The sequence below is a fragment of the Streptomyces sp. NPDC110618 genome (assembly GCF_055657065.1).
Genome location: NZ_JBVKBN010000009.1, coordinates 18,635 through 34,209, shown reverse-complemented (window position 1 = coordinate 34,209; position 15,575 = coordinate 18,635). Strand labels below are relative to the sequence as shown.

Genomic DNA, 15,575 nt, shown 5'->3' with positions numbered 1-15,575 from the left:
GGGGCGTCGGGCCGTGTCTCGGGTGCGCTCATGAGATGCCGAGGTCGTTGTCGATGAGGGCGAAGATCTCCTCCGCGCCCGCGGACTCGATGCGTTCCTGGAGGTCGCCGCTGGTTTCCGGGGTCGAGGCTGCGCCGGTCATCCGGGCGGCGAGGGCCGCGAGCCGGGAGGCGATCCGGTCGCGCCGGGCGTCGTTGTCGGCGAGCCCGCCCAGGGCCGCCTCCAGCCGGTCGAGGGCGTCCAGGGCGGCGGGCGCGCCGGTGTCGTCCGGCGCGGTCAGGGACCGCAGGTGCCGGGCCAGGACGCGGGGTGTGGGCTGGTCGAACAGGAGTGTGGCGGGCAGCTGCAGTCCGGCGGCGACGCCGAGCCTGTTGCGCAGTTCGACCGCCATCAGCGAGTCGAAGCCCAGCTCGGTGAAGGCCCGTTCGGGGTCGACGGCGTCGGCGGAGCCGTGTCCCAGGACGGTCGCGACGTGCCCGCGGACCAACTGGAGCAGGAGGCGCTCCTGTTCGGGCTCGGACAGTCCGGCCAGACGGGAGCGCAGCTCACCGCCCACCGAATCGTCCGTGTCCGTCGACGCCGTCCTCAACAGGGCCTTCGCCTCGGGGAGTTCGGACAGCAGCGGGGCGGGCCGTACGGCCGTGAAGCCGGGCACGAACCGTTCCCAGTCGAGGTCGGCCACGGTCAGCGCGGCCTCGCCGCCGGTCACCGCGCGGTCCAGCGCGGTGAGTGCGAGGTCGGGGTCGAGGGGGACCACTCCCCCGGCGCGCAGCCGGGCCTCGGCGTCGGGTCCGTCGGCCGCCATGCCGCCGCCCGCCCAGGGGCCCCAGGCGACGGAGGTGGCGGGCAGGCCCTCGGCGCGGCGCCGGGCGGCGAGCGCGTCGAGGTAGGCGTTGGCGGCGGCGTAGTTGCCCTGTCCGGCCGAGCCGACGGTGCCCGCGAACGACGAGAACAGCACGAACGCGCCGAGGTCGCGGTCGCGGGTGAGCCGGTCCAGGTTGCGGGCGGCGGCGAGCTTGGGCCGCAGGACCGCTTCCAAGCGCTCGGGGGTGAGCGACTGGAGCAGCCCGTCGTCGAGGACTCCGGCGGCGTGCACGACGGCGTCGACGGGGTGCTCGGCGAGCAGTGCGGCGAGGGCGTCGGCGTCGGCGGTGTCACAGGCGGCGAGGGTCACCTCCGCACCCAGGTCGCGCAGTTCGGCGGCGAGTTCGGCGGCGCCGGGAGCATCAGGTCCGCGGCGGCCGACGAGCAGCAGGTGCCGGGCGCCGCGCTCGGCGAGGCGGCGGGCGACGCGGGCGCCGAGGGCACCGGTGCCGCCGGTGACGAGGACGCTCTGTCCGGCGCAGTGCCAGGCGCTGTCGCCGTCGGCGGGGCGGGCGTGGACGAGGCGCCGGGCGAACAGACCGGTGCCGCGCAGGGCCACCTGGTCCTCGCCCGCCGAGCCCGACAGCACCGCGGCGAGCCGCTCTCCCGTCCGCCCGTCGGGTGCGGCGGGCAGGTCGACGAGGCCGCCCCAGCGCTGCGGGTGCTCCAGCGCGGCGACCCGGCCCAGGCCCCAGGCGGCGGCCTGCGCGGGCGCGGCGGGCCGGTCGCGGTCGCCGGTGGCGACGGCGCCGGAGGTGGCGCACCACAGGGGCGCGCCGATCTCCAGGTCGCCGAGCGCCTGGGTGAGGGCGAGCAGCGCGGCGAGACCGGCCGGAGTGGCGGTGGTGTCATCGCTCGCGGGCCGTGACTCGTCGAGGGCCAGCAGCGACAGCACGCCCCGCAACTCCTCGTGCTCGGGGAGCTTGCGCAACTCTTCGGTGAGGGCGGCGCGGTCGGTGAGGGCGCAGTCCACGACGAGCGGCACGGGGTGCGCGCCGTGCGCGGCCAGCGCCTCGGTGAGGGCGTCGGTCCAGGGGTCGTCGGCGTGGGACGCGGGCACCACGAGCAGCCAGGTGCCCGACAGGGCGGGCGCGTCGGCGTCCGGTACGGGCCGCCAGGCCACGGTGTAGGTGCCGGTGGCCGGCGCGGAGCGTTCGCGGCGGCGGCGCCGCCAGGAGGTGAGCGCGGGCAGGAGTCCGTCCGGGGAGTCCGTGGCGATGCCGAGGGCGCCCAGGTCACCGCGTTCGACGGCGGCCCAGAACTCGTCGTCCACCTGGTCAGGGGCGGGGGCGGCGGGCTCGGGCCAGAAGTGGCCGCGCTGGAAGGCGTACGTGGGCAGCTCGACCGTACGGCCGGGTCCGCTCAGGCCGGTCGGGGCGGCGGCGAGGCCACGTACGTGCAGGGCGCCGGCGGCCAGCAGCGCGGCGACCGGTTCGGGCCGGCCGCGGCGCAGTACGGGCACGGCGATCGGTGCGCGCTCCTCGGACCCGGGGCTGTCCTGGAGGGTGTCGAGGGTGAGCGCGGTGAGCGAGCCGTCGGGGCCGAGTTCGACGAAGGCGCCCACGCCGTCCTGGCGCAGGGTGCGCACCCCGTCGGCGAACCGCACGGTGCCCCGTACGTGCCGTACCCAGTGGTCCGGCGAGGCGAGGTCGGCCCCGTCGGCCCGTTCGCCCGTCACGTTGGAGACGATCGGGATCGCGGGCGCGGCGTAGCGCACGTTCCGCGCGACCTCCTCGAACTCCTGAAGCATCGCGTCCATATGCGCTGAGTGAAACGCATGGCTGACCCGCAAACGCCTAGTCTTTCGGCCCAGCCCGGCGAAATGGGCGGCGATGTCGGACACGGCGTCCTCGTCCCCGGACACGACGACGGCGCGCGGGCCGTTGACGGCGGCGATGTCCGCGTGCCCGCCGAGGAGTTGGCGCACCTCGTCCTCGGTGGCCTCGACGGCGGCCATGGCTCCGCCCTCGGGCAGCGCGTCCATCAACCGGCCGCGCGCAGAGACCAGTTGGCAGGCGTCGGGCAGGGACAGCACACCGGACACGTACGCGGCGGACAGCTCACCGATGGAGTGGCCCATGAGCGCGTCGGGGGTGACGCCCCAGGAGCGGACCAGTTCGTAGAGGGCGACGTGGACGGCGAACAGGGCGGGCTGCGTGTAGGCGGTGCGGTCGAGCAACCGGGCCGACTTGCTGCCCTCCTCGGCGAGGACGACGTCGGCGAGCGGTACCGCCAGGTGCGGGGCGAAGGCCTCGCAGACCCGGTGGAAGGCCTCGGCGTACACCGGGAAGCGCTCCAGGAGTTCGCGGCCCATGCCGGGGCGCTGGGAGCCCTGCCCGCTGAACAGGAAGGCGGTGCGGCCGGTGCCGCCGGTCCGGCCGCGCACGGCACCCGCTGGTTCCTCGCCGCGGGCGACGGCGGCGAGCGCGGCGAGGAGTTCGACCCGGTCGGCGCCGACGACGACGGCCCGGTGCTCGAACACGGCACGTCCGGTGGCGAGGGAGTGGGCGATGTCGGCGGGGGCGAGTTCCGGGCGGGCGGCGACGTGGGCGCGGAGCCGTTCGGCCTGGGCCCGCAGGGCGGCGGGGGTACGGCCGCTGACCGGCCAGGCAACAACGCCGTCGTCCTGGGGGGCGGGGCCGGGCAGGCAGTCGGCGCCTTCCTCCAGGACCACGTGGGCGTTGGTGCCGCTGATGCCGAACGACGACACCGCAGCGCGGCGCGGGCGGTCGCCGCGCGGCCAGGGGCGGGCCTCGGTGAGCAGTTCCACGTGGCCGGCCGTCCAGTCGACGTGGTGGGACGGCTCGGACACGTGCAGGGTGCGCGGGAGCGTCCCGTGCCGCATCGCCAGGACCGTCTTGATGACCCCGGCGACACCGGCGGCGGCCTGGGTGTGCCCGATGTTGGACTTCACCGAGCCCAGCCACAGGGGCTGTTCGCGGTCCTGCCCGTACGTGGCGAGGAGGGCCTGTGCCTCGATGGGGTCGCCGAGGGAGGTGCCGGTGCCGTGCGCCTCGACGGCGTCGACGTCGGCGGGGGTGAGGCCGCCCGCGTCCAGCGCGGCCCGGATGACCCGCTGCTGGGACGGGCCGTTGGGGGCGGTCAGGCCGTTGGAGGCGCCGTCGGAGTTGACGGCGCTGCCGCGGACCACGGCGAGCACCGGGTGGCCGTTGCGGCGGGCGTCGGACAGCCGCTCCAGCAGCAGGATGCCGGCGCCCTCGCCCCAGCCGGTGCCGTCGGCGTCGTCGGAGAACGCCTTGCAGCGATGGTCGCCCGCGAGTCCGCCCTGCCGGCCGAAGTCGGCGAAGGCGCCCGGCGTCGCCATCACGGTCACACCGCCGGCCAGCGCCAGATCGCACTCACCGGACCGCAGGGACTGCGCGGCCCAGTGCAGCGCGACGAGCGAGGACGAGCAGGCCGTGTCCACGGTCACCGCGGGCCCCTCCAGACCGAGCACGTACGCGACCCGCCCGGAGGCGACACTCGCGGCGTGCCCGGTGAGCAACTGGCCCTGCGCGTCCTCGGGTACGGCATGGGCGGCCGACCCGTAGCCCTGGTAGTTGGTGCCGACGAACACACCGGTACGCGACCCGTGCAGCGAGCGCGGATCGATCGCGGCGCGCTCCAGCGCCTCCCAGGAGATCTCCAGCAACAACCGCTGCTGCGGGTCCATGGCGAGGGCCTCGCGCGGGGAGATCCCGAAGAAGTCCGGGTCGAACTCGGCGGCGTCGTACAGGAATCCGCCCTCGATGCCGTCGGCCTGCCAGCCCCGGTCGGCGGGCGGAGCGCCGATCGCGTCGACCCCGTCGGCGAGGAGCTGCCAGAACTCCTCGGGGCCGCGGACCCCGCCGGGGAAGCGGCAGCCGATGGCGACGACGGCGATCCGGGAGTCGTCGTCGTCCGAACCGGCCTGTGCCACAGGGGCCCGGTCGGTCGCCTCGGCGGTGGTGCCGAGGAGTTCGCCGCCGATGTGGCGGGCCAGGGCCTGCGGCGACGGGTAGTCGAAGACCAGGGTCGCCGGGAGGCGCAGGCCGGTGGCCGTGTTCAGCCGGTTGCGGAGCTCGACGGCGGTCAGCGAGTCGATGCCGAGGCCGCGGAAGTCCCGTGCGGGCTCCACGGTCTCGGCGCTCGCGTGTCCGAGGACCAGCGCGGTCTGGGTACGGACGAGGTCCAGTACGGCCGTGGCGCGCTCTGCCTCCGCGAGGCCGGCGAGCCGGTCCCGGAAGCCCTGGGCCGCGTCGACCCCGGCGGCAGCGGAGGCGGTACGGCGGGCGGGAGCGACGGCGAGGCCGCGCAGCATCGCGGGCAGCGCCGCGACGGCGTGCCGGTCGCGCAGCACGCGCCGGTCCAGCGCGATCGGCACGAGCGCCGCCTCGGTGCGCCGCCAAGCCGCGTCGAGGGCGGCGAGGCCCCGTTCCGGGGTGATCGGCACCATGCCACCGCGTGACATACGGCGCAGGTCGGCCTCGGTCAGGTCGGCGGTCATCCCGGCGCCGGGCGCCCAGGGGCCCCAGGCGAGAGAGGTGGCGGGGAGACCGGCTGTGCGGCGGGAGGCGGCGAAGGCGTCCAGGAAGGCGTTCGCGGCGGCGTAGTTGGCCTGGCCGGCGCCGCCGAAGGTGCCGGACACGGAGGAGAAGAGCACGAAGGCGGACAGGTCCGCGTCGCGGGTCAGCTCGTGCAGGTGCGTCACCGCGTCGACCTTCGGACGCAGGACGCCGGCGAGACGGTCGGGGGTGAGTGCGGAGACCACACCGTCGTCCAGGACGCCGGCCGTGTGGTACACGGCGGTGAGCCGGTGACCGGCCAGTACGGCAGCCAGCTCGTCGCGGTCGGCGACATCGACGGCGGCCACCTCGACGTGGGCACCCAACTCCCGTAGCTCGTGTACGAGTTCGGCGGCGCCCGGCGCGTCGGTGCCACGGCGGCTGGCCAGCAGCAGGTGCCGTACACCGTGCTCGGCGACCAAGTGCCGGGCCACCAGCGCGCCCAGCCCGCCCGTACCGCCGGTGACCAGGACCGTACCCTCCGAATCCAGCGGGGCCGGCACGGTCAGGACCACCTTGCCGACGTGACGGGCCTGGGACAGGTACCGGAAGGCGTCCGGGGCCCGGCGCACGTCCCAGCAGGTCACCGGCAGCGGCTCCAGGACACCCGCCTCGAACAGCGACACCAGCTCGGTGAGCATCTGCCCGATCCGGTCCGGCCCGGCGTCCCACAGGTCGAAGGCCCGGTAAAGCACACCACCGGGAACCGACCCCGGGTCACGGATATCGGTCTTGCCCATCTCCAGGAACCGCCCACCACGCGGCAACAGCCGCAGCGAGGCGTCGACGAACTCACCGGCCAGCGAGTCCAGAACCACGTCCACACCGGCGCCACCGGTCGCCGCCAGGAACGCCGCCTCGAAGCCCGTGTCGCGGGAGGAGGCGATGTGCTGGTCGTCCAGCCCCGCCGCCCGCAGCGCGTCCCACTTCCCGACGCTCGCCGTTCCGAACACCTCGGCGCCCAGGTGACGCGCCAACTGGGTCGCGGCCATGCCCACACCACCGGCAGCGGCATGCACGAGCACCCGCTCACCCGCACGCAGCCCACCGAGATCCTTCAACGCGTAATACGCCGTCAGGAACACAATCGGCACCGATGCCGCCTGCGCGAACGACCACCCCGCCGGAATACGAGCCACAGTCCGGGCATCCGCAACCGCGACCGGCCCGAAGGAACCCGGGAAGAGGCCCATCACCCGGTCACCGACGGCCAGTCCGGTCACTGCGGGACCGACCTCCGTCACCACACCCGCGCCCTCCAGACCGAAGTCCTTCGCGTCACCGGGATACATGCCGAGTGCGTTGAGTACGTCGCGGAAGTTGACTCCCGCGGCACGCACGGCGATGCGGACCTGGCCCTCGCCCAACTCCGCCGAGGCGTCCACGGGGGTGAGGCCCAGCCCCTCCAGCGTGCCCTTCTCCACGATGTCCAGCCGCCAGGCGGACGCGTCGGCGGGCACGGGGAGTTCGTGGTCGGCGGTGGCGCGGGACAGGCGCGGGATGTGGGCGGTTCCGGCGCGCAGCGCGAACTCCGCCTCGTCGGAGGCGAGGGCCGCGGCGAGGGCGGTCCAGGATTCGGGGGCGGCGTCGAGGTCGGCCAGGGCGAACCGGCCGGGGTTCTCGGCGCGGGCGGCGCGCACCAGGCCCCACACGGCGGCGAGCGCCGGGTCGGCGGGGCCGTTGTCGTGGGCGACGGCGCCCTCGGTGACGACGACCAGGCGGGCGCCGTCGTACCGCTCCTCCGTCAGCCAGGTCCGGATCAGCTCCAGGGTGGCCGCCGTCGCGGTGTGCGCGGTGGTCGCCGGGTCGCCGTCGGGCCGTACGACGCGGAGGAGGACGTCCTCGCCTGCGGTGACCCTGCGGTCGGGGAGGGTGGTGGGGATGTCCGCCACGGTCGCCGGGAGGTCCGACACCGGTGTGTGGTCGCCCCGCAGCGGGGTCCAGTCCACCCGGTGCAGCAGGTCGGCGTGGCCGCCCGCGGCCGGGGCGGCGGGTGCCGTGGTGAGCGGGCGCAGGGTGAGGGCGGTGACGGTGGCTACGGGGGTGCCCGCCGGGTCGGTGAGGTCGATGCCGACGGCGCCCGAGGCGCTGCGGCGCAGTCGGGCGCGCAGTCCGGTGGCGCCGGTGGCGTGGAGGGTGACGCCCTCCCAGGAGAACGGCAGCCCCGGACCTGCCGTGCTGTCGGTGGCCATGGTTCCCAGGGCGTGCAGGAGCGAGTCCAGCAGGGCGGGGTGGATGCCGTAGCGGCGTGCGTCGCCGGCGGCTTCGGCGGGCAGGGTGGCCTCGGCGAACAGGTCGTCGCCGTGCCGGCGGACGCCGGTGAGGCCGCAGAAGTGCGGGCCGTACGCAAGTCCGGTGGCGGCCAGTTGGTCGTAGAGGCCGTCGGTGGGGACCGTGGTGGCGTCGGAGGGTGTGCTGGTCTCGGTCGCGGGGGCCGGGGCGGTGGGGTCGGGGTGCAGGGTGCCGGTGGCGTGCTGCGTCCACGGCTCGTCGTCGGCGTCCAGGTCCTCGGCGTGGCCGGCCGGGCGGGAGTGGACGCCGATGTCGCGGCGGCCGGTGTCGTCGGGGGCGCCGACGGTGATCTGGAGCTGGGCGGATCCGTGCTCGGGCAGCACGAGCGGGGTGTGCAGGGTGAGTTCCTCGACCGTGGCGCAGCCGACGCGGTCGGCGGCGTGCAGGGCGAGTTCGAGGAACGCGGTGCCGGGCAGCAGTACCGAGCCGGAGACGACGTGTTCGGCCAGCCAGGGCTGGAGCCGGGTGGACAGTCGCCCGGTGAGGACGGCGGCGCCGCTGTCGGCGAGGGTGACTGCGGCGCCGAGCAGCGGGTGTCCGGCGGCGGACAGTCCGGCGGAGCGCAGGTCACCGAGGGGCGCGCCGGGGCGGGGCCAGTAGCGGGCGTGCTGGAAGGCGTACGTGGGCAGTTCGACGGTGCGGGCCGGGGGCAGTACGGCGGCCCAGGTGACGTTGGTTCCGTGCGCGTACAGGGTCGCCGTCGCCGTGAGCAGGGCCTGGGGCTCGGGGCGGTCGGTGCGCAGGGCGGGAACCGCCAAGGGTTGGGCGTCGGGGAGCGCGGCGTGGACGAGGGCGGTGAGGGTGCCGTCGGGGCCGAGTTCGAGGAAGCGGGTGACGCCGTCGCGGTGCAGGGTGTGCGTGGCGTCGGCGAACCGGACGGCCTGGCGGACGTGCCGGACCCAGTACTCCGGGGACATCAGGTCCTCGGGGTCGGCGCCGGTTCCGGTCAGGGTGGAGACGATCGGCAACTCGGGGTGGTTGTAGGTGAGTTGTTCGGCCACGGCTCGGAAGTCCGCGAGCATCGGCTCCATCAGCGGTGAGTGGAAGGCGTGGCTGACCCGGAGGGTGGTGACCTTGCGGCCTTCGCCTCGGAAGTGGTCGGCGATCTCCTCGACCTGGTCGGCCGCGCCCGAAATCACCACGGCCCGCGAGCCGTTGACGGCGGCGATGCCGACCTCGTCCGTGAGCAGCGGCAACACCTCGTCCTCCGCGGCCTGTACGGCGACCATCGCACCGCCCGCCGGGAGCGCCTGCATCAGACGGCCGCGCGCGGCCACCAAGCGGCAGGCGTCCGCCAGTGACCACAGCCCGGCCACATGCGCCGCCGCGATCTCACCGATCGAGTGACCGGCCAGCACATCGGGGCGCACATCCCACGACTCCAGCAGCCGGAACAACGCCACTTCCAGCGCGAACAGCGCGGGCTGGGCGTACTCGGTGCGGTTGAGCAGCTCGGCGTCCTCCCCGAACACCACCTCCCGCAACGGGCGCGGCAGTTCCGTGTCCAGGTGGGCGCAGGCGGCGTCGAAGGCGTCCGCGAAGACGGGGTGCGTGTCGTACAACTCCCGGCCCATGCCCACCCGTTGCGAACCCTGTCCCGCGAACAGGAACGCCGTACGCCCCTCTGGATCGACGCGGCCGGTCACGGCGTCCGCGCTCGGCTCACCGGTGATCAGGGAGCTGAGCCCGGCGCGCAGCGTGCCGCCGTCCGCGCCGAGGACGACCGCGCGGTGTTCGTGCGCGGTGCGGGTGGTCGCGAGGGAGAGGGCGAGGTCGGCGTCCGTGAGGTCGGGCCGGGCCTCGATGTGGGCGAGGAGGCGTGCGGCCTGGTCCTGGAGGGCGTCGGCGCAGGCCCCGGAGAGGGTCCACGCGAGGAGGCCGGCGGGCTCGGCGGGCTTGTCGTCCTGGACCTCTTCGGGCGCGGGCGGTTCGGCGACGATGACGTGGGCGTTGGTGCCGGACACGCCGAACGCGGAGACCCCGGCGCGGCGGGGGCGGCCCTCGTCCGAGGGCCACTCGCGGCTGTCGGTGAGGAGTTCGACGGCGCCGGTGGACCAGTCGACGTGGGTGGACGGCCGCTCGGCGTGCAGGGTGGGCGGCAGGACGCGGTGGCGGATCGCCTCCACCGTCTTGATCACGCCCGCGACGCCGGCCGCGGCCTGGGTGTGGCCGATGTTCGACTTCAACGAACCGAGGTAGAGGGGCTGTTGGCGGTTCTGGCCGTAGGTGGCGAGGAGGGCCTGGGCCTCGATGGGGTCGCCGAGGGTCGTCCCCGTGCCGTGGGCCTCCACGGCGTCGACGTCGGCCGGGGTGAGCCCGGCGTCGGCGAGGGCGGCGCGGATGACGCGCTGCTGGGCGGGGCCGTTGGGGGCGGTGAGGCCGTTGGAGGCACCGTCCTGGTTGACGGCGGACCCGGCGACGACGGCGAGGACCGGGTGCCCGAGGCGACGGGCGTCGGACAGGCGCTCGACGACGAGGACACCGGCGCCCTCGCCCCAGCCGGTGCCGTCGGCGTCGTCGGAGAACGCCTTGCAGCGGCCGTCGGCGGCGAGGCCCCGCTGCCTGCTGAACTCGATGAAGGCGCCCGGTGTCGACATGACGGTGACGCCGCCCGCGAGGGCCAGGTCGCACTCGCCGGAGCGCAGCGACCGCACGGCGAGGTGCAGGGCGACCAGGGAAGACGAGCAAGCCGTGTCGACGGTGAGGGTGGGGCCTTCCAGGCCGAGGACGTAGGCGATGCGGCCGGAGACCACGGCGGCGGCGTTGCCGGTGCCGAGGAAGCCGTCGCCCGCGTCGGGGGTGCTCAGCAGCAGCGCCGGGTAGTCCTGGCCGTTGGAGCCCATGAACACACCGGTGCGGCTGCCGCGCAGGGCGCCGGGGGCGATGGCGGCGCGCTCCAAGGCCTCCCAGGAGATCTCCAGCAGCAGTCGCTGCTGGGGGTCCATGGCGAGGGCTTCGCGCGGGGAGATCCCGAAGAAGCCGGGGTCGAAGTCGCCGACGCCGGTGAGGAATCCGCCGTGCCGGCAGTAGGTGGTACCGGGGCGGCCGGGCTCGGGGTGGTAGAGGGCGTCGAGGTCCCAGCCGCGGTCGGTGGGGAGTTCGTCGACGGCGTCGCCCGCGCCCGCGACCAGGTCCCAGAGTTCGGCGGGTCCGGTGACGTCACCGGGCAGGCGGCAGCCCATGCCGACGATGACGATCGGGTCGTCGTCGGCGCGGTCGGCGCCGTGCGCGGCGGGCAGGCCGCCGCCCGATTCCTGGGTGTCGCCGAAGAGTTGGGTGTGCAGGTGGGCGGCGAGGTCGACGGGCGTGGGGTGGTCGAAGACGAGGGTGGCGGGCAGCGCGAGGCCGGTCTCGGTGGTGAGGCGGTTGCGCAGTTCCACCGCGGTCAGCGAGTCGAAGCCGGAGTCACGGAAGGCGCGCCGGGTCTCCAGCAGGCTCGCGTCGGTGTGGCCGAGGACGGCGGCGGCGTGGCTGCGGACCAGTTCCAGCAGGGCGCGGGTGCGTTCGGCGGGGGCGCGGCCCGCGAGGCGGTCGCGCAGGGCCGAGCCGGCTCCGCCGTGGTCGGCGGCGGACGGGCCCGCGCGCAGGGCGTCGACGGCCTCGGGGACACCGGTCAGGAGGGGGCTGGGGCGGGTGCTGGTGAAGCCGGGTGCGAAGCGGGCCCAGTCGACGTCGGCGACGACCTGCCCGCTGGCGTCCAGGTCCAGGACGCGGCGCAGCGCGGCGAGCGCGGTGCCGGGGTCCAGGGCGGCGAGGCCGCGGCGGCGCAGATACTCCTCGGCGCCGTCCTCGGCGGCCATGCCGCCGCCCGCCCAGGGGCCCCAGGCGACGGAGAGCGCGGTGGCGCCACGGGCGCGGCGCCGCTCGGCGAGGGCGTCGAGGTAGGCGTTGGCGGCGGCGTAGGCGCTCTGGCCGCCGCTGCCCCACACGCCGGCGATGGAGGAGAACAGCACGAAGGCGTCCAGGGGCCGGTCGCCCAGTACGGCGTCCAGGTGGGCGGCGCCGTGTGCCTTGGCGGCGAGGACGCGGGTGAACCGGTCGTCGTCGATCTCGGCGAGCGGCACGCTGTCGGTGACACCGGCCGCGTGGACGACGGCGTCCACGGTGTGCCGGGCGAGCAGGCCGGCGACGGCGCAGCGGTCCGCCACGTCGCAGGCCTCGACGGTGACGCGGGCGCCGAGTGCGGTGAGCCGGGCGGCGAGTTCCGCGGCTCCGGGCGCGTCGGAGCCCCGGCGGCCGGTGAGTACGAGGTGTTCGGCGCCCTGCTCGGCGGCCCACTGTGCGATCCGGGCACCGAGTGCTCCGGTGCCGCCGGTGATCAGGACGGTGCCGCGGGGCTGCCAGCCGGAGCCGGCGGGCTCGGCGGCCGTGTCCTCGGCGTGCCGCAGCCGACGGGCGAGGACACCCGAGGCACGGACGGCGACCTCGTCCTCGTCGCCGGCGGCAAGCACGGCGGCGAGGCGTTCGACGGCACGCCGGTCGACGGTGCCGGGGAGGTCGACGAGTCCGCCCAACCGGTTCCCGAGTTCGAGGGCGGCGACCCGGCCCAGGCCCCATACGGCGGCCTGCGCGGGGTCGGGCGCGGCGTCGGAACGGGCGGTCGTGACGGCACCGTGAGTGGCCAGCCACAGCGGGGCGGTCACGTCGGCGTCGCCGAGTGCCTGGAGGAGCCGTACGACGGACAGGGCGAGGGCGGAGGGGTCGGTTTCCGCGGGGGCGGCGGCAGGGGATTCCGCGACGCGCGGTGGCAGGGCGAGAACGCCCGCCAGCGCGCCCGTCTCCGCGAGGCGGCCCGCGAGCGCGTCCCGCTCCTCCCCCACCGTGTACGGGAACATCACCGGCTCGGCACCGCGGGCGGCGAGGGCGTCCCGGACCGTGCCGGAGAGTTCGGCGTCGGCGCTGTCGGGCGCGACGAGAAGCCAGCGCCCGGTGAGACGGGCCTCGGGAGCGGCATCGAGCGGCTGCCAGGCGATCCGGTGCCGCAGCCGGTCGACGCGTCCGAGTTCCCGGCGCCCCCGCCACCACGTCGACAGGGCGGGCACGAGCGGCCGCAGCAGCCCCTCGTCGACCTCCAGCGTGTCCGCGAGCGCGGCGATGTCCTCCTGTTCGACGGCCGACCAGAAGCCGTTGTCCTGACCGGGGTCGGAGGCCTCCGCAGACACCGGGGTGGGCTCAAGCCAGTAGCGGCTGCGGCGGAAGGCGTACGTCGGCAGGTCCACGGTCCGCGCGCCGGTACCGTCGAAGACGGCCTCCCAGTCGACGGCGGCGCCGTGCGCGAAGGCGTCCGCGACGGCGGCCATCAGCGCGGTCGGCTCGGGCCGGTCCTTGCGCAGCGTGGGCACGGCGGTCAGGCCGTCGCCGTCGAGACAGGCGCGGGTGAGGGCGGTGAGGGTGCCGTCGGGGCCCAGCTCCACGAACCGCGTGACGCGTCGCTTGCCCAGCAGCCGTAGGCCGTCGGCGAAGCGGACCGCCTCGCGGACGTGCCGCACCCAGTACTCGGGGGTGCACAGGTCGGCGGGGCGGGCGGTCTCGCCGGTCGTGTCGGAGACCAGGGTGAGCCGCGGCGAGTGGTACGCCAGCGACTCGGCGACGCGGCGGAACTCCGCGAGCATCGGCTCCATGAGCGGCGAGTGGAAGGCGTGGCTGACGCGCAGCGGGGTGACCTTGCGGTCCTGGGCGCGGAAGTGCGCGGCGACGGCCTCCACGGCGTCGGCGGCGCCGGAGACCACGACGGAGCGCGGCCCGTTGACGGCGGCGACGGACACCCGGTCGGTGAGGAGCGGCAGCACCTCGTCCTCGTCGGCCTGGAGGGCGGCCATGGCGCCGCCCTCGGGCAGGGCCTGCATCAAACGGCCCCGGGCCGCGACGAGGCGGCACGCGTCCCGCAGCGACCACACCCCGGCGACGTGCGCGGCGGCCAGTTCGCCGACGGAGTGGCCGAGCAGGAACTTCGGGGTGAGCCCCCACGCCTCCAACTGCCGGAACAGGGCCACTTCCAGGGCGAACAGCGCGGGCTGCGCGTACTCCGTGCGGTTCAGCAGCTCGGCGTCTTCGCCAAAGACAACGGCCTTGAGGTCGAAGGGCAGTTCGGCGTCGACCGCGTCGAAGGCGGCGGTGAACTCGGGGTGGGTGCCGTACAGTTCGCGCCCCATGCCGGGGCGCTGGGAGCCCTGCCCGGCGAAGAGGAATGCGGTGGCGCCGCGCGCGGTACGGCCGCGTACGGTCGCGGCGCCGGGCTCGCCCGCGGCGAGCGCGGTCAGTTCCCGTACGGCGTCGTCGTGGCCGGTGGCGAGCACGACGGCCCGGTGTTCGAGGGCGGCGCGGCTGGTGGCGAGGGCGTGGCCGACGTCGAGCGGGCGCGGCGCCTCGCTCTGCTCGCGGAGGTGGTCGAGGAGCCGGGCGGCCTGGGCGCGCAGGGCGTCCTCGCCGCGCGCGCTCACCGGCCAGGGGACGACGGGCAGTTCACGCGACGGGGTCGCCGGGTCCGCGTCCTCGGCGGCCGGGGATTCCTCGATGACGGCGTGCGCGTTGGTGCCGCTGATGCCGAAGGAGGACACACCGGCGCGGCGCGGGGTGTCGGTGCGCGGCCAGTCGACGGGCTCGGTGAGCAGGCGTACGGCGCCCGCCTCCCAGTCGACGTGGCGGGACGGCTCGGACACGTGCAGGGTCCGCGGGAGCGTGCCGTGCCGCATCGCCTGGACCATCTTGATGACGCTGCCGACGCCCGCGGCGGACTGGGTGTGCCCGATGTTCGACTTCAACGACCCCAGCCACAGGGGCTGTTCACGGTCCTGCCCGTACGCGGCGAGCAGGGCCTGCGCCTCGATGGGGTCGCCGAGGGAGGTGCCGGTGCCGTGCGCGTCGACGGCGTGGACGTCGGCCGGGGTGAGTCCGGCGGCGTCGAGGGCGGCGCGGATGACGCGCTGCTGGGCGGGGCCGTTGGGCGCGGTGAGGCCGTTGGAGGCGCCGTCGGAGTTGACGGCGGTGCCGCGCACGACGGCGAGCACGGGGTGGCCGAGCCGCCGGGCGTCGGCGAGCCGCTCCACCAGCAGCATGCCCGCGCCCTCGGCCCAGCCGGTGCCGTCGGCGTCGTCGGAGAACGCCTTGCAGCGCCCGTCGGGGGCAAGACCGCGCTGCCTGCTGAACTCGTAGAACATCGCCGGGGTCGCCATGACGGCGACACCGCCCGCGAGGGCCATGTCGCACTCGCCGCGGCGCAGCGCCTGGCACGCCCAGTGCAGGGCGACCAGCGAGGAGGAGCACGCCGTGTCGACGGTGACGGTGGGGCCCTCAAGTCCGAGGGTGTAGGCGATACGGCCGGAGGCGACGGAGGTGGCGTTGCCCGCGAGCAGCAGCCCTTGCACCCCGTCGGGGAACTCGCTGACGCCCGCCCCGTACCCGGAGGTCGCGGCGCCGACGAAGACGCCGGTGCTGCTGCCGCGCACCGAGCCGGGGTCGATGCCGGCGCGTTCGAACGCCTCCCAGGAGATCTCCAGCAGCAGCCGCTGCTGGGGGTCCATCGCGAGGGCCTCGCGCGGGGAGATCCCGAAGAAGTCCGCGTCGAACTGCGGTGCCTCGTGCAGGAATCCGCCGCCGAGCGCGTAGAACGTGCCCGGGTTGTCGGGGTCCGGGTCGTAGCCCGCGTCGACGTCCCAGCCGCGGTCGGCGGGGAAGCCGGAGATGGCGTCCCCGCCCTCGGCGACCAGCCGCCACAGCTCCTCCGGGCTGTCCACGCCGCCCGGGTAGCGGCAGCTCATCGCGACGATCGCGATCGGTTCCCGGTCCCGTTCCTCCGCCTCGCGCAACTGCCGACGGGTCTGCCGCAGTTCCGCGGTCAGCCGCTTGAGGTACTCGACGTACTTGTCGTCCATCTTG

Annotated in this window: 1 protein-coding gene; it reads right to left on the bottom strand. The window is 75.4% G+C overall.

Going from position 1 to position 15,575, the window contains the following annotated elements; translation table 11 throughout:
* Nucleotides 1-28: 28 nt before the first annotated feature.
* On the bottom strand, nucleotides 29-15,571 hold the full coding sequence (locus ACZ7L7_RS17630; RefSeq protein WP_472076508.1) for a type I polyketide synthase: 15,543 nt from the start codon (nucleotides 15,569-15,571) through the stop codon (nucleotides 29-31).
* Nucleotides 15,572-15,575 lie beyond the last annotated feature (4 nt).

Coding starts and splice junctions, on each gene's coding strand:
- ACZ7L7_RS17630 (WP_472076508.1), bottom strand. CDS start 15,571: ATGGACGACAAGTACGTCGAGTACCTCAAGCGGCTGACCGCGGAACTG.